Genomic DNA, 14,687 nt, shown 5'->3' on the forward strand with positions numbered 1-14,687 from the left:
AGGCTGCTACGGTGCGCCATTGCTGGTAGGTCGCAATGCCAAAGCCGCCAAACTCTCATATCGCGAACGCAGCGCCGACGTCTTCAGTGCCGACCGGTTACGACGAAGATCGCATGCTTACTTATATCCGGCTGCTCGACGCGTCGGCTGAAGGGACCGATTGGCGTGAGGTCGCCCGCATCGTTCTGCACATTGATCCGGAGCAGGAGCCGGAGAGGGCTTTCCGGGCGTGGGCGACACATCTGGCGCGTGCACGATGGATGACCAGGAAGCGGAACGAGTTGCGCCAATTGCATGATGAGTGGTGGGGATGAGCACTATCTAAGCGGAACTGCCGTCTCGGTCTGGCCGTTGAGGGAGGAGGCCAACATGGAAAAGCGCCCAATGACTTCTTGGCGAGCTTTCGAGCTGTGCTGCCTTCTTGCAGTTCCGCTGTCGCTTATCCTTACGGTTTTCCTGGCGGGTCTTATCCTTAGCTGACCCCCGCATGGTTGCTTGCCGAGGGCTGGGTCGTGATCCGACAAGATCCGGAACCGTTACTTTACGGCCGCCGCCATCACATCCGAAAACAGCGCCCGCTCCACTGCCGGTTCCAGCGTTTCGGCGAAGGGCGTCGCCAAGTGGTGGCGGTCGCGGAAGGCTAGTTTGCCGTCGATGAAGACATGGCAGGTGGTCTGGTCGCAAAAGCGGTCGGTCATGTCGATGTAAGCAGCGTTCGGTGTCGAGCGCACGATATCGCGCTCGATGGTGGCGATGTCGTCGTTTGCCGCCATGATCCTCGGCGTGTCGCATGTCGCGGGCGTCTGGCCCCGCCACAGCGCCCGCGCCACGCATTTGTCGGCGTAGCTTGCATTGTAGGGAACGTCCCTGATGACCGCGACCTTGATGCCGGCCTGGCTGAAGGCTTGAAGCGTCCAGCTGAGGCCGGTCCGCCACTGCGCTTGCCAATCGGCGTGCTTCAACTCCTCGGGCGATTCTTTCATCACATTTCCGATCGAGAACTCCGAGATCACCACCAGTTGCGGGTGGAGCGCGATGATGTCCTTGACCGACTGCTCGCGCCATTGATCGCATTCGGTGTAGTCGCGCTTCAGCCGCCAGTTCCAGGTCGTCACCCGCGAAGCCCGGCAGGAGGATTTGAGAAAGGTGACGACGCGAAAATTGTTCTTCTCGGCCGCCTTGATCAGCGGCGTCGACCAATGGTCGGCATGCGAGTCGCCGAACAGCACGACCGAGCGCTGGGCATCCTTGCGGCCGAACATGCAGGGCTTCGGCTTGACGGTCTCGAAATCGAGCACGCAGCCGCCATTGGTCGCGCGCACGGTGGAGAGCTGGGCGGCGCTGTCGGCGATGACGTGCTGTTCGGGGCTGAGATTGTGCTCGGCAAAGCGCGCATTGCCATAGGCCGCGACCACGCCGGCGCCGGTCAGCGCGACGGCGGGCACCAGCGCCCGCGCTGCTCCGGCCATCAGCCAGCCGTTGCGGCGGATCGGGTTCTCGATGAAATGATAGGTGAACATCGATAGAAGCAGCGTCAGCGCCGCGCAGGCAAGGCGGTCCAGGATGGACAGGCTGGGAACCACCATCGCCGCATAGACGATGACCGGCCAGTGCCAGAGATAGAGCGAATAGGACAGCCGGCCCAACCATTGCATGGGCGGCAGCGCCAGCACGGCGCTCGCCAGATTGCGGCCGCCGCTGCCGCTGAGCAGCAGCAGCACGGTGCCGGCAACAGGCGCCAGCGCATTCACCCCGGGAAACGGCGAGTCTTCGTCCAGCATCAGATAGGCCCAGGCGATCAGTGCCAGACCGAGGCATGCCTGGAGCGTGGCCAGCAGCGGCCGGTCGCGCCAGATCTTTGCCGGCGCCATGGTCGCGAGGCCGCCGGCGGCGAATTCCCAGGCCCTGAGCGGCGAGAAATAGAACGCCCAGGGCTGCGACACTTCCGTCAGCCAGGCGCAGGCGGCGAAGGAGGCCGCGCCGGCGACGCCGATGACGATTATAGCGGCGCGCTTGCCGGGACGCAGCCAAGCGGCGGCGAGAAGCAGCGCCGGCCATGCCAAATAGAACTGTTCCTCGACCGAGAGCGACCAGAAGTGGATGAACGGGTTGTTGGTGGCGTCGGCGGCGAAATAGTCGAACGACCAGCGGATCAGCCAAAGGTTGATCATGTAGGCGGAGGCGAACATGGCGCCTTTCGAATAAAGCGCCTGTTCCTCCGGCGACAGGATGAAGTAACCCGTGAACAGCGTGGCGAGGATGACGAACAGTGCCGCCGGCAACAGGCGCCGGGCGCGCCGGGCGTAGAAGCGCCAGAGGTTCAGCCGCCCGGTCTCGGTGATTTCCGTAACCAGGTGACGGGTGATCAGATAGCCGGAGATGACGAAGAAGATGTCGACGCCGGCAAAGCCGCCGGGCAGGCCGGACAGACCAAAATGGAAGGCGATGACACCCGCCACCGCCAGCGCGCGCAGCCCTTCGATGTCAGGCCGAAATGATGCCGACACAATCACCTCATGCAAGGAATGCCCACCTCGCAGAGGCTCGACCCGATGCGACGATATTGCAATGCAACAAATCTAACGCAGTGCAACATAGGGGGAGGGCGCGGCTCCTCCAGTTCCTCGCGTGGGCGATTCACTCACATGAGCGATTCGAGAGCGACTGATATGGAAGCGAAGCGAAGGGTGCCGAGGCGATCACGCCTTTTTCAAAAACTCGGTCTTCAGCACCAGGCCCTTCACCTGCCTGGTGCTGCATTCGATCTCGCCGGGATTGCCGGTGAGGCGAATATTCTTCACCAGCGTGCCGCGCTTGATCGTCTCCGACGTGCCTTTGACCTTGAGATCCTTGATCAGGGTCACGGAGTCGCCCTCGTGCAGCGCCGTGCCATTGCTGTCTCTTATGATCGCGTCGGTCATGGCAGGTCTTTCGTGGGACTCCGGTGCGGAGGTGGTTGGCTCATTACCCGGCCTATCCCACGGTTGGCGGCGAGGTCAAGCGTGCCGGGGGCAGCGTGCCGGTAACCAAGCGTGCCGACCGCTAATGCCAGGCGGACGGCCGACCGGAAAACCCGGATTGTGAGCAGACTGGGACCCCCTGGGCGGTAGTGGCATTGCCGCTTCGCGACATGCGCTCCGGCCAAGCCATGCCAATGGCGCCACGGCAATCGAAGTCGTGGCCTTTTACGCGGATATTCCGGCACGAGTTCAAATAGATGAGCGCCCGCCCGTGCGGACAGGAAGGTCGCAGTGACAGACCTGCCCGCCCTTTCGCTTGGTGCGTTATTTCAATTGGCAACGATCACTTGTTGGCGCCACCGAGCTGGTTGGCCATCTTGCAGAAGTCGGCATGCATCGTGGCAATGCCTGCGTCGCTGCATTCCTTCAACATCATGGCTCGGTCGCTCGTGGACATGGCCATCCATGCCGCCTTGAATTCGGCTTCCGACTTCATGGTCTTCATGCCGGCGTCGGTGAAGAAGGGGTTCATTTTCTGCGGATCGTCGAGCGCCGAAGTGCCAGTGGCACCGGCGGCAAGCGCTGCGCCGGTCATCATCGAAAGCGCCATCGCGCCCATGCAAAGCGTCTTGATGTTCATGATCATTCCTCCTGAGCTGCTGCTTTGAGGTTGTCCATCAGCGATCTACGAAGGAACGGTGTTTTGACCCAAAAGTTCCACGTTCTGGCGCAGACATGGAACAGGATTGCCCGTGACGTCATTAATGCAAAAAATTCTACCATGACTGAATTTGCCGCGCTGCCGACCAGGGCAATCGGCGTCCAGCTGGGTGAGACGCTGCGAAGTTGCACGCCGGCTCAATATGCCCGATCATGGCGACGGCGGGGCGGAGGTATCAAGTGGCGGCAAATCGTCGAAACGACGCGCACCTGTCGGAGCCCCGGCGGGCGGGCATTGTTTCCGCGGCCAGGGCGCTTCCGCGCACATCGTTGCCCAGCGTAGCGTCGGTCGTGACGGCCGTCGCGGCGCTCTATTTCGGGCGCGAGGTCTTTCTGCCGATCGCAATCGCGCTGCTGCTTACCTTTGCGCTCGTGCCCATGGTGTCGGCACTCAAGCGAGCCGGCATTCCGCGTCTTCCTGCCGTGATCGCCAGTGTGCTCGGCGCATTCACGGTGCTGGCTCTGTTCTCCTTCATCGTCGCCACGCAGGTCAGTGAACTGGCGCAGAACATTCCGCTTTACCAGGCGAATATCCTGACCAAGGTCCGGTCGCTCAAGGAAACCGGCGTCGGCGGCGGCATCGTTTCCAGATTGAGCCGGGTGATCGAACGCGTCGGCCAGGAGCTCGACAGACCCGAGCCCGCACAACCCGCCGCCGATCAGCCTCCGCGGGAACCGATCCCGGTCGAAATCGTCGCGCGCGAACGACCGCTCGAGGTTCTCCAGAATCTGATCGGCCCGCTGCTGAGCCCGCTGGCATCGGCCGGACTGATCGTCGTGGTCGTCATATTCATGCTGCTGGAGCGGGAGGACCTGCGCGATCGTTTCATACGCCTCGTCGGCTACGGCGATCTGCACCGAACCACCGAGGCGCTGCAGGATGCCGGCAAGCGCGTCGGCCGCTATCTGCTCATGCAACTGGTCGTGAACATCGTCTATGCCGTCCCAATTGCAATCGGACTTTGGCTGCTGGGCATACCCAATCCATTGCTGTGGGGCTTGCTGGCGCTGGCGCTGCGCTTCGTTCCCTATATCGGCCCGGTCATAGCGACGCTGTTGCCTCTGTTCCTGGCGCTGGCCGTGGCGCCCGGCTGGTCGCTCGTGCTCTGGACTGCAGGGCTTTTCGTCGTGGTGGAACTGATCACCGGCAACGTGATCGAACCTTGGCTCTACGGCTCGCGCACCGGGCTGTCGCCATTGGCCATCATCGTTGCGGCGATCTTCTGGACCTGGCTTTGGGGGCCATTGGGCCTGGTTTTGTCGACGCCGCTCACGGTCTGCCTCGTCGTGCTCGGCCGCCATGTGCCGCAGTTCGAATTCCTCGACGTTCTGTTCGGCAACGAACCCGTGCTCGAACCGCACGCCCGGCTTTACCAGCGGCTGTTGGCCGGCGATCCCGAGGAAGCGACGGACCATGCCGAGGAGATGCTGGAGGAAGAATATCTGGTCGAGTTCTACGACAAGGTCGCGATTCCCGCACTTCTGCTCGGCGAGCAGGACCGGGTGCGCGGTGTGTTGAGCGATGAGCAAAGACAGCAGGTCGCGGGCAGCGCGCTGACGATGGTGGCGAACCTCGACGACAGCGCGCAGGAGGAGGCGGAAGCGGACGACACGGCCGCGGCCGAGGACCACGGCTCACGCGAGGACAAGCACGTTCAGGGGGAGGTTCAGGGCGAGGAAGACACCGAACTGCCGGATGGCACGGGCATGTCGGTGCTGTGCGCCGGAGGGCGCGGCGAACTCGACGACGCGGCTGCCGCCATGCTGGCGCAGGTGCTCGAAGTCCAGGGCGCTACGGTGTTGAGAGCGAGCTTCGCCGAGATGGAACCGGGGAGCATTCGCCGCCTTGAGCTCGACGCCGTCGATACTGTCGTCGTCGGATTTTTGAACCGGGATTCCGTCAAGCACGGGCGGTTCCTGGTCCGTCGGCTGAAACGCGCCAAACCAAGGTTGCGAGTGGGCATCGTGTTGTGGTCGGAAGCCGACAGCGACAACCAGGAGGCAGATGCCAGATTGGCCAACGAGATCAACGCCGATTTCGTCGCACATGGCATGGTAGGCGCGGTGCTCGGTGCGTTGTCCAGCGCTGCGCCGGTGGCGCTGAAGACCACCGCCAAACGCCGCATGCGCCGCCTGACGCCGGCGCGCAAGAAAGAGCCGCTCGCCGCGGCAAAATGAGCGCGGCGAAGACTGCGGCAGGTCGGGTTATTACCGCTTTCGCGAAAGTGGTAACAACGAAACGGATCAGGTTATCTTCGCAAGGTCGCGCTGAACCGTCCGCCGCGGCAAACGGCGCCAACCTTCATACAGTCCAGAAATAGCGCACCGTATGGAAGAAGACCGGGGCGGCGAAGACCAGGCTGTCGGCACGGTCCATCATGCCGCCATGGCCTTCGATCAGATGGCCCCAGTCCTTGACGCCTTGATCGCGCTTGATGGCGGAGGCGACCAGCCCGCCAAGGAAGCCCATCAGGCAGGCGATGAAGGCGACGCCGGCTGCCTGCAGCGGCGAGAACGGCGTCAGGAACGACAGCAGCGCGCCGAGCAGGCTCGATGCCGCCAGCCCGCCGACCAGCCCCTCCCAAGTCTTCGACGGCGAGACCGTCGGCGCCAGGAGATGCCGGCCGAACAGCTTGCCGAAAATATATTGCAGCACGTCGCTGCCTTGCACGGTGATGATCAGGAAAGCGATCAGCAACAGGTTGCGGCCTTCGAAGCCTGGCACCTCGAGCGTCAGCAGCGCCGGCACGTGGCTGACGCAGTAGACCGAAATCATGACCGCCCATTGCTGCGCCGAGACGCGCTCGAGAAAGCGTTCGGTGTCGCCGTGCAGCGCGGTGATCGCCGGCATCAGCAGGAAGCAGTAGACCGGGATGAAGATGGTGAACAGGCCGTACCAGGCGGTCCACACCAACCAGTACTGGAACGGGATGACGATGCCGAACATGCCGAGCAGCACCCAGTGGTCGCTGCGGCGGCTGTGCGTCAGCGTCACGAATTCGCGCAACGCGGCGAACGAAATCAGCGCGAACAGGATGGTCATGCCGGGGCGGCCGAAGAAGAAGGCGACGGTGATCGCCACCACCATCACCCACCAGGCATTGATGCGCTGGGTGAGATTGACCAGCGTCGGCGACAACGGCTTTGGCGCGCGCCATGACAAGACGCCGGCGACGACGCTGGCGCTGATCAGCACCGCCAGCAGGCCGACAATCAGAATGAGGGTTTCGTGCATCATCGGCAGCATTTTGCCTTGGTCCTCAATCGTCTCGCTGCGGCCGGGGGTTCAGCGCCAGCAGCGTTTCGCGGGCGCGGTCGAGAAAGGCGCGGCGTTCCTCACCCGGTTGAATGGCGATCGGCGCGCCGAAGACGACACGGCAAAGCAGCGGCACCGGCACGAATTGCCCCTTGGGCAGCACCCGCGACATGTTCTCGATCCAGCACGGGATGAGCTCGACATCGGGCCGCGCCATCGACAGATTGTAGAGGCCGGAGCGGAACGGCAGCAGCGGTTCGTCGGTCATGTTGCGCGTGCCTTCGGGAAACAGGATCAGCGAATGGCCCTGGTCGAGCACCGACAGCATGATCGAGATCGGGTGCTGCGTTTCATCCGTCCACTGCCGGTGGATCAGCACGGAAGACAGCATGTCCTCGGCAATGAAACGGCGCAGCCGCGTCTTGCTCCAATAATCGGCGGCCGCCACCGCATGGGTACGGGCGCGCTCCTTCTCGCTGAGGCAGGCCGACAGCAGGATGAAATCGCCGTGGCTGGCATGGTTGGCGAAGTAGATGCGCTGCCGGTCCGATGGCTGGCTGCCGTTCCAGATCGGCCGCACTCCGGTGACCACCCAGGCCAGCGCCGACAGGCCGACCGAGGTCACCGTCTGCAGCAGGGTATAGGTGCTGACGCGAAGCTTTGTCATGGACGGGCTCAAAAGAATGCCGCGACGACCGAGGCCGCCGCGAACAGGCTGAAGGCGATACGCTGCTTGGCGAGCAGACGGCGCGTGCCGGCCATCCGCTGGTCGAGCGAGCGGCCAGCGGCCGCCGTGGGTTTCAGCCGCATGCGCGCCAGCACGTCGTCGATCGCCGCACCACCGCCTGCCTCGCTGGCGTGGCTGGCCATCAGCCGGAACAGCAGCGCGTCGAACAAAAGCAGGGCCGAGAGAATAATTGTGGCTATGGCACCCGCGGCGGCGATCAGCCAGGCCGCCGCGGACAGCGACGATGTTTGCGGCGCAGCCGCCAGGCCGATGACCGGCGCCGCCAGCAAGGCAGCAGCAATCAACAGCAGCGGCCACGCAACCTGCACCATCAGTCCGGCGGCGAACGTCTCGGCCTTGTCTCGAAAGGCGGTCATGTCGGCGCGTCCATGCCAAGATGCACAGGCCGGCCGGCAGCGGCGAGCTGGCCTCGCGCCTGATCCGGCGTGGCGGCCCGGCCGCTGGCGACCAGCCATTCGGCGACGACGGCGGCGCTGCGCTGGAAGCCGAGCGCACAGCAGACCAGCACCGTGCCCTTGCTCTGCGCCGTCTCGATCGCCGCCACCGCTTGCGCACGCGCCTCGCGAGACGGCGGCAAAAGGTCGACCATGGGCAGGCTCAACCAGCGGATCGAGGCGCCGCGCGGCCTTTCCAATTCGCCGGCAAGGTCGATCACCGTGCCGAAGGCGTCGGCCTCGGCGGCGGTCGGAAAACGGCCAAGGGAAACACCGTCGGCAATGACGATCTGCGCCGGAAGCTTTCGCGTCCATGCCCACACATTGACCTTGGCGGCAACCCGGTAGGGCCACAGCAGAAGACGGCTGGCCAGCGACACGCGGCCATCGGCTGTTTTCTGGAACACCTTGGCGCCGGCGCCGGCATAGGCGAAAGCGACTATGGCCAGCGCCAGTGCCGGCCACAACAGGATGAGCCACAGCGCCGAGACCAATGCGCCGGCAGCGGCGCCGGCCAGCGCAAGGCTTGCGCCGAGCGCATAGAACAGCGCCAGAAGCCGCGCCTTCGGATCAGTGCTCAGGCGGAAGCCGGCGAACGGCAGCTCGCCGTCGCGCGAAAACAGCCACAGCGCGAAAAGGCCGAGCAGCGCGCCGGTCGGAATGTCGATGAAATGGTGCTGCCACGTCGTCAGCACCGAGGCGCCGATCAGGAAACACCAGGCATGCCAGGCGACGCCGGCGATGCCGGTCAATCTGTGACGCCAATGGTCCCAGATGATGACCAGCAGCGCAATATGCAGCGACGGCGCCTGGTTGAAGGGTTTGTCGAAGCCGCCGAGCACGGCGAACATGAAGCCGGGCGGGCCGCTCGTCTGCGGGCGCACGAACGTCGCAGTCAGCGGGAACAGGATGAAGCAGGCGACGGCGACGATCTGCGCCGTCAGATAGCGGCCGGCAAGGCGGTCGACGCCGCTCTTCGAATTGTTCAACAGCAACGACAAGCCATAGAACAGGTTGATCGACCAGTAGGGCACGATCGTCCAGGCAAGGAACGGGATGCCATGCTCCCAGCCGAAGACGATGCTGCCGATATCGTCGCGCCGCGACGCCAGCCAATTGGCGAAGCCGTAGGTGGCGTAGAAGAACGGCGCCAGAAATGACAGCCACAATGCGGCGCGCAGGACTATCCCGGGATACGGCTCGCGCGGCAAGGCCGGAAGGGCAGGGGCATCGCGAGGAACGGCAGAAGCAGGCAAGTCCATGTTCAGACGCGCCGCGCGACCGAAACGGTGAAGATGCCCCACTGGTCGATGCGCTGGTCGAGTTTCTCGAAACCGGCGGCCGCCACCAGCTGGTCCATCTCGGCCTGCGTGCGGCGGCGCATCACCCAGGCCTGGCCGCCGCGGTGCGAGGTCAGGCTGCGCGCGATCATCTCGAGCTGCGGATGCCAAGGCTGGTTGGTGTAGACGAGCAGGCTTCCGGGCTGCATGGCGCTGGCCAGTCCACCGAGCGAGCGGGCGATCATGGCATTGTCGGAAAACAATTCGTAGAGCCCCGAGACGATGGCGAGATCCGGCGCCGGGTCGAGCCCGGCCAGCATCGTGGCGTCGAAGGCGTCACCTTGATGGAACGAGACGGTCGCCGGCAGCTGGCGCTCGGCGATCAGCTTGCGGCCGTGCGAGACGTTGAGCTCGGAGAAATCCTGCAGCCGTACGCTTGCCGGCGGCGCGGCGCATTTCTGCACGGCATCGAGCACATAGCGGCCATGGCCGGCGGCGATATCGACGATATGGACCGGCCGGCCGGCGGCCTTGAGCGAGGCGGCGGCGCTGCCGATCAGCTCTTCCAGATGCAGCTTGCGCTGGCGGATGCCGCGCCAGCCGATGGCATCGAGAAAGGTGCGGTCGATCATGCGGCCGATGGGGCTGATGCCGCGCGCCTCGTTCTCGTAGACATAGTCGAGCGTCGAGCCGGAATCGAAGCCGGTGGCGATCCCCGTCTTCATGCCGGACGACAGCCAGGCGCCCATGCGGATCGAGGCGCGGCTGATTGCCCAGTAGAGACCTTTGGGCGACAGCAGCGGCAGCGGCGAGGCCAGTCGGTCGGCCTCGTCGCGTGTGTAGCCGGCACGGTCGGCCCCGGTCAGGTCGACCGGCTTTTCCGGCGCTGTGAACTGCCTTTCGAGGAAAGGCCTGATCAGGTCGAGTGCCTTGTGGCGGTCGCGCTCGCCCAGCGTGTCGTGGAAGAAGCCGGGCAGCACGTGCCGCTCCTTGGCCGGGCTCGCCAGATTGACGAAAAACTCGTGCTGCGGTCCATGGCGCACCACCCAGTCGCTGCCGGAGATCAGAAGCTGTGTCGGCACGGTGATCGCGCGGGCGTCGGCGACGATGCGCGCGGCATGGTCGTAGAGCTCGACCAGGATGTTGGAGGCGATCGGCCGGGTGATCAGCGGGTCGGCGTCGAAGGAGGCGATGCGCTCGGGGTCATGCGTCAGGAATTTCGCCTTGACGTAGGAATTGACGAAGAAGCGGCCCTTCAGCTTCTGCCACAACGCAATGCCTTGCTTCGCGAAGGGCACGTAGAGCTTGACCGAGAAGGCCGGCGAGGCCAGCACCAGGGCGCGAATGTCGGGCGCGTAATCGTGCACCCAGGCGGCGGCAAGCACGGCGCCGAAGGATTGCGCGATCAGCGCGATGTCGGGCCGGGCAAAGCCGTCGCTGCCAATCTCGCGCACAAAACAATCGATGTCGCGCACCAGCGCGGCAAACGACGGCGCATAGCCGCGTTCGCCGGCGGAGCGGCCATTGCCGCGCGCGTCCGAGGCATAGAAGGCGTGGTCGGGCATCTCGAGCTCGTCGACCAGATGCGCCATGCGGCCGCCATGCTCGTGGCCGCGATGGAACAGCAGGATGGCGCCCTTGCGGTTTTCCGACAGAGCCGGCCAATAGCGATAGAAGATCTCGGTGCCGTCATGGCTCTTGAAGCTGCGCTCCTGCGCCACCCGCTCGATATTGGCTGAAGCCACTGCCGCAACCGTCTGTTGGTGAAGCATGTTGTTCTCCCTGGCGAGACCGGAATTCAGCTGCCGCTCCCGTTAAGGCCGCTGTGTATCCGGTTGATGGCGGTCGCCAGCGAGAGTGTAGCCATGGCCGGAAACACGAGCGGCGTGAGCGCCGGGACCCACAGGCCGGACGCGATAAGCACGGCGAGGATGCCGAGCGCCAGCGCCCGGTCGCTTTTGCCGAACGGGCCGGCATAGTTGCGCCCGGTTCCTGCGGCGATGCCGAGCACGCCGGCGAACTCCGTGATCATAGCCGCGATCGCAAATGCAACGACGCCCCAGGCAGGAAAAATGACGGCAAAGGCCAGGATCAAAGCGAGATCGGAGACAACATCGCAGAGCTCGTTGAGATACATGCCGAGCTTCGAGGCCTGGCCATGTTCCCTCGCGAGCATACCGTCGATCGCATTCAGCGCCATTCGCGTAAACAGCACGAGCGGCATCAGCAGAAAGACCACGCGGTGGCCGGCAAGGGCTGCCACCACAAGGCCGGTGGCGAGCGAGAGGGCAGCGGCCAGCAACGTGATCTGGTTGGCGGTGACGCCGGCTCTGGCCAGTCCGTCGGCAAGCGGCCGCAACCTGGCCTGGAAGGCCGGTTTCAGCGCATAAAGCGTCGGCATGTGCGAACCCCCCGGCCGCGGTGCAAAGTGATCTTGGCGAGGATGGTCAATTGGCGCGCAAGGCGCAAGGGCGGCGCCCATCACTTTCCGCAAACTTGCCGGACGGCTATGTCCTCGCTTTGACCGTGTCGCCCGGGAACAGGGCGGGCAAACTTTGTTCGGCCGCCGCCCAGGCGCGACTATGGTAACGCCGCAGGATGAGAATGCATGCGGCGAAGACCAGCAGCCCGCAAATCACGCCGGGCGTCATGCCCCCGCCAAACGCAGACTTTACAACGATGCCGGTGAAGACGCCGGCAATGGCGCCATTGATCGTGCCCACCATCCCCGCGGTGGTCATGAAATATTGCAGCGGCGAGGGTCTGAGACCTTTGTCGACCAGCACCGCCGAGGGGTCGTCATGCGTGGAATTGACGAGGTATCTTTGCAGGACGGGCGCCAGTTCGACGAAATAGTGGCGGATCCTGGCCATGCCGCGGGCATGCACCATGTCCTCGATGGCAACCTGCACCGCGCGCACGAAGGTGACCAGTCCGATGAAGAAAAGGCAAGGCAGCAAGATCAGGCTGAACAACACGAACGGCCTGCCCATCTCCGTGACCTGCGCGACGAAGGACAAGGCAATCGTTGCGCTCGAGACCGAGGTCAGGAACAGATCGGCTCTCTGGTTCGCTTCCTGAATGGTCGCGGCGCGAGCGTTTTGCAGGACGAAATGCTCGGTCGTCAGGCACTGCAGGGCGTGCTGCGCCTGGTCAGGCGGAACCGGAGCGTCGGGAGAACGGGTCATCGACATTTGCCCGCTTCTGCCCGCCGGAACCGGCAGGCAGAGGGGGTGTCGTCCTACGAGCCGTCAGGACTTGCCGTCGCCGCCGCTGATGGCGATACGCTTGGCCTTGGCCTGGGCGCGCTCCGTCTTGGGCAGCGTCACGCTGAGCACACCGTTCCGGAACGCGGCGTTCACCTTGTCTTCGTCGACTTCGTAGCCGAGCGGGATACGCCGCTCGAAACGGCCATAGAAGCGTTCGGAGAACTGCCTGTCCTTGTCCTCGGTCTCTTCGCGCTTCTCGCCGCGCAGCGTCAGCACGCCGTCATCGAGCAGCAGCTCGACATCTTTCGCGTCCATGCCGGGGATCTCGGCGGTGACGCGGATCTCCTTTTCGCCATCGGCGATGTCGATACTGGGCCAGCTGGCGCTGGCCGCGGAGAGGCCACCGAGCGACGGCAGCCGCGTGTCGAAGCCGCGGAACGCCTCGTCGAACAGGCGGTTCATTTCGCGATGCAGCGTCAGGAAGGGATCGCGATCGGCGTCACGGAACAGGCTGGGGCCTGATTGTTCTCCCGGCCCCAGGGAATGAGATCACGAATAGCCATTGCATAGTCTCCTTTCTCGACTGGTGCATTCAGGCAGCCTGCTCGACCTGCGCGACCTTCGGCCCGGTCTTCGGCGAGGCGACATCGGTCGCGATGGCGATGCGCCGAGGCTTCATCTCCTCGGGCACCTCACGTACCAGATCGATGCTGAGCAGGCCGTTGTCGAGCGAGGCGCCTGCGACCTTGACGTGATCGGCAAGCTCGAAACGGCGGGTAAAGGGCCGTGTGGCGAGGCCATGATGCAGATACTCCGCGTTGTCCGGCTCCTTGTGCTGGCCGGAGACAATCAGGAGGTTGGGTTCATGGGTGATTTCGAGGTCGTCCTCGGAAAACCCGGCTACGGCGATAGTGATGCGGTAGTTGTTCTCGCCGCTGCGCGCGATGTCATAGGGCGGCCAGGCGTCGAAAGCCTGCGGCGCATTTTCCAGCAGGTTGAAGACGCGGTCGAAGCCGATGCTCGACCGATAGAGCGGGGAAAAGTCGAATGCGGTTCTCATAGCTACATCCTCCATCGAGCAACATAGATACGAGGAGCGCCAAAGAGCTGGCGCTCCCTGGCTTCGCCGGCCCCATTTCGGCGACCGGTGCCTTCGATCTGGTTATTGTCCGCCGCAAGTCAAGACCCGGTGGCTTTCGCTTTGCCGGTTTTTCGGGCCGGTTTTCGGTCGGCTCGGCGAGGCTGCCAATCCCCCTTTTTGCGGCGAGATGTCCGGCAGGAGATTGCCTGTTTGGTTTCAATCGCCAACGCTGACTTCCCCGGCCGGTTATTGTCTGCAGCAGGTCAAGACCCAGATTTCTTGTGTTGCCGGGCCCGTTCCCGGCACTCGCAGATGGAGCTGACCATGACACGCGACGAGATCATTTCTGTGCTGGGCCCGGTCGACGAAGCCGTGATCGCCGACATTGCGGCGACGGACGGGACGGTCCAGGAATTGCGCGAGGCCCTGGCCTGGATCGCCGCCGACGAGGCGTTGGTGAACGAGGGCCGACCGCTGCCGACGGCAAGAGTAGCGACGCTGATCGAACTGCTGCAAGGGCCCGACGAGGAGGAATAACCGGCTGTTGCCGCGATGCTCTTGAACCGCGCAGAGAGACGAACCATGTCCTTCAGCGGCGCCGGCCGGCCGCCGGTGCCTGCCAGCATAACGTTGCTTGCTCAAACAAGAAGACGATCAGAAAACAAGGAGGAAGTGATGGACGACGTCCGCTTTGCCGAGCCAATCACGTTGAAATTCCAATCCAGCGAGCGCAAGGTCGCCAGCAGTTGGGAAGCTATCGAATGCATGCGCCAGCAGTGGCCGGACCGTGCACGCGGCCGGAGTTGGCGCGCCGCCTATCGGACCTGCCGCGACGCGCTCGACGGCTGGCGCACCGCGCGTGATGCGCGCAAGGCCTTCGTCAGGGCGGCGCGCAAGGCTGGATTGCTCGCATCGGCCCGCAAGCCTGTCGACCACGCCGGCTAGCCCGGACCCCTCCGACATTGTGAGACCCAAAACAAGTGGGGGAGAGTTAGCTAC

The 14,687-nt window shown here is 64.2% G+C and carries 15 protein-coding genes and 1 pseudogene; 4 read left to right on the forward strand and 12 right to left on the reverse strand.

The window, feature by feature from the left end; genetic code table 11:
- Positions 1 to 35 precede the first annotated feature (35 nt).
- Positions 36 to 314, forward strand: coding sequence for a hypothetical protein (locus NKI17_RS13505; protein WP_352453505.1), 279 nt, complete (start codon positions 36 to 38; stop codon positions 312 to 314).
- Between the two features lie 222 nt (positions 315 to 536).
- Here the strand turns inward: NKI17_RS13505 and NKI17_RS13510 are convergent, their stop codons facing one another.
- The 3 genes from NKI17_RS13510 to NKI17_RS13520 all read right to left on the reverse strand — a co-directional run bounded on the left by NKI17_RS13510 (position 537) and on the right by NKI17_RS13520 (position 3,600).
- A complete protein-coding gene (locus NKI17_RS13510) occupies positions 537 to 2,507 on the reverse strand; it encodes an acyltransferase family protein (protein WP_352569179.1) in 1,971 nt (656 codons plus the stop codon).
- A 192-nt stretch (positions 2,508 to 2,699) separates the two neighbouring features.
- Entirely contained in the window at positions 2,700 to 2,921 is a 222-nt protein-coding gene (locus NKI17_RS13515) for an alkylphosphonate utilization protein (protein WP_023675660.1), read from the reverse strand.
- Between the two features lie 382 nt (positions 2,922 to 3,303).
- On the reverse strand, positions 3,304 to 3,600 hold the full coding sequence (locus NKI17_RS13520; protein WP_023675661.1) for a hypothetical protein: 297 nt from the start codon (positions 3,598 to 3,600) through the stop codon (positions 3,304 to 3,306).
- A 260-nt stretch (positions 3,601 to 3,860) separates the two neighbouring features.
- On the opposite strand from NKI17_RS13520, the gene NKI17_RS13525 reads away from it, so the two are divergent.
- Entirely contained in the window at positions 3,861 to 5,858 is a 1,998-nt protein-coding gene (locus NKI17_RS13525) for an AI-2E family transporter (RefSeq protein WP_023675662.1), read from the forward strand.
- A 124-nt stretch (positions 5,859 to 5,982) separates the two neighbouring features.
- Here the strand turns inward: NKI17_RS13525 and NKI17_RS13530 are convergent, their stop codons facing one another.
- The 9 genes and pseudogenes from NKI17_RS13530 to NKI17_RS13570 form a co-directional block, all read right to left on the reverse strand.
- Positions 5,983 to 6,918, reverse strand: a complete 936-nt coding sequence (locus NKI17_RS13530) for a phosphatidate cytidylyltransferase (RefSeq protein WP_023675663.1) — start codon at positions 6,916 to 6,918, stop codon at positions 5,983 to 5,985.
- 22 nt (positions 6,919 to 6,940) lie between these two features.
- On the reverse strand, positions 6,941 to 7,603 hold the full coding sequence (locus NKI17_RS13535) for a lysophospholipid acyltransferase family protein (RefSeq protein ID WP_031211476.1): 663 nt from the start codon (positions 7,601 to 7,603) through the stop codon (positions 6,941 to 6,943).
- Positions 7,604 to 7,611: 8 nt separating this feature from the next.
- Positions 7,612 to 8,040 carry a hypothetical protein gene (locus NKI17_RS13540; protein WP_352587012.1) on the reverse strand — a complete coding sequence of 143 codons (429 nt, stop codon included), beginning with the start codon at positions 8,038 to 8,040 and terminating at the stop codon, positions 7,612 to 7,614.
- The gene (locus NKI17_RS13545; RefSeq protein WP_352906126.1) at positions 8,037 to 9,380 is read right to left on the reverse strand and encodes a phosphatase PAP2/dual specificity phosphatase family protein; all 1,344 of its coding nucleotides are present in this window, start codon (positions 9,378 to 9,380) and stop codon (positions 8,037 to 8,039) included. Before NKI17_RS13545 ends, NKI17_RS13540 begins: the two co-directional genes overlap by 4 nt.
- 2 nt (positions 9,381 to 9,382) lie before the next feature.
- Positions 9,383 to 11,170: a bifunctional alpha/beta hydrolase/class I SAM-dependent methyltransferase gene (locus NKI17_RS13550; RefSeq protein ID WP_352569183.1), complete on the reverse strand. Its 1,788-nt coding sequence runs from the start codon at positions 11,168 to 11,170 to the stop codon at positions 9,383 to 9,385.
- 26 nt (positions 11,171 to 11,196) lie between these two features.
- Positions 11,197 to 11,799, reverse strand: a complete 603-nt coding sequence (locus tag NKI17_RS13555) for a CDP-alcohol phosphatidyltransferase family protein (protein WP_352569184.1) — start codon at positions 11,797 to 11,799, stop codon at positions 11,197 to 11,199.
- A 106-nt stretch (positions 11,800 to 11,905) separates the two neighbouring features.
- A complete protein-coding gene (locus NKI17_RS13560) occupies positions 11,906 to 12,586 on the reverse strand; it encodes a hypothetical protein (RefSeq protein ID WP_352457308.1) in 681 nt (226 codons plus the stop codon).
- Between the two features lie 63 nt (positions 12,587 to 12,649).
- Positions 12,650 to 13,170 (reverse strand): annotated as a pseudogene (locus NKI17_RS13565) (Hsp20/alpha crystallin family protein).
- Between the two features lie 29 nt (positions 13,171 to 13,199).
- Entirely contained in the window at positions 13,200 to 13,667 is a 468-nt protein-coding gene (locus NKI17_RS13570; protein WP_352569185.1) for an Hsp20 family protein, read from the reverse strand.
- A 345-nt stretch (positions 13,668 to 14,012) separates the two neighbouring features.
- Here NKI17_RS13570 and NKI17_RS13575 point away from each other — a divergent pair, with 345 nt between their 5' ends.
- Positions 14,013 to 14,225, forward strand: a complete 213-nt coding sequence (locus NKI17_RS13575; protein ID WP_245274651.1) for a hypothetical protein — start codon at positions 14,013 to 14,015, stop codon at positions 14,223 to 14,225.
- Positions 14,226 to 14,363: 138 nt separating this feature from the next.
- Positions 14,364 to 14,633: a DUF982 domain-containing protein gene (locus NKI17_RS13580; RefSeq protein WP_352569186.1), complete on the forward strand. Its 270-nt coding sequence runs from the start codon at positions 14,364 to 14,366 to the stop codon at positions 14,631 to 14,633.
- Positions 14,634 to 14,687: the final 54 nt, after the last annotated feature.

Origin of the sequence: Mesorhizobium sp. M0816 (assembly GCF_040320005.1) — a bacterium.
GTDB lineage: Bacteria > Pseudomonadota > Alphaproteobacteria > Rhizobiales > Rhizobiaceae > Mesorhizobium.

Coding starts and splice junctions, on each gene's coding strand:
- NKI17_RS13505 (WP_352453505.1), top strand. CDS start 36: ATGCCAAAGCCGCCAAACTCTCATATCGCGAACGCAGCGCCGACGTCT.
- NKI17_RS13515 (WP_023675660.1), bottom strand. CDS start 2,921: ATGACCGACGCGATCATAAGAGACAGCAATGGCACGGCGCTGCACGAG.
- NKI17_RS13520 (WP_023675661.1), bottom strand. CDS start 3,600: ATGAACATCAAGACGCTTTGCATGGGCGCGATGGCGCTTTCGATGATG.
- NKI17_RS13530 (WP_023675663.1), bottom strand. CDS start 6,918: ATGATGCACGAAACCCTCATTCTGATTGTCGGCCTGCTGGCGGTGCTG.
- NKI17_RS13535 (WP_031211476.1), bottom strand. CDS start 7,603: ATGACAAAGCTTCGCGTCAGCACCTATACCCTGCTGCAGACGGTGACC.
- NKI17_RS13540 (WP_352587012.1), bottom strand. CDS start 8,040: ATGACCGCCTTTCGAGACAAGGCCGAGACGTTCGCCGCCGGACTGATG.
- NKI17_RS13545 (WP_352906126.1), bottom strand. CDS start 9,380: ATGGACTTGCCTGCTTCTGCCGTTCCTCGCGATGCCCCTGCCCTTCCG.
- NKI17_RS13550 (WP_352569183.1), bottom strand. CDS start 11,170: ATGCTTCACCAACAGACGGTTGCGGCAGTGGCTTCAGCCAATATCGAG.
- NKI17_RS13555 (WP_352569184.1), bottom strand. CDS start 11,799: ATGCCGACGCTTTATGCGCTGAAACCGGCCTTCCAGGCCAGGTTGCGG.
- NKI17_RS13560 (WP_352457308.1), bottom strand. CDS start 12,586: ATGACCCGTTCTCCCGACGCTCCGGTTCCGCCTGACCAGGCGCAGCAC.
- NKI17_RS13570 (WP_352569185.1), bottom strand. CDS start 13,667: ATGAGAACCGCATTCGACTTTTCCCCGCTCTATCGGTCGAGCATCGGC.
- NKI17_RS13575 (WP_245274651.1), top strand. CDS start 14,013: ATGACACGCGACGAGATCATTTCTGTGCTGGGCCCGGTCGACGAAGCC.
- NKI17_RS13580 (WP_352569186.1), top strand. CDS start 14,364: ATGGACGACGTCCGCTTTGCCGAGCCAATCACGTTGAAATTCCAATCC.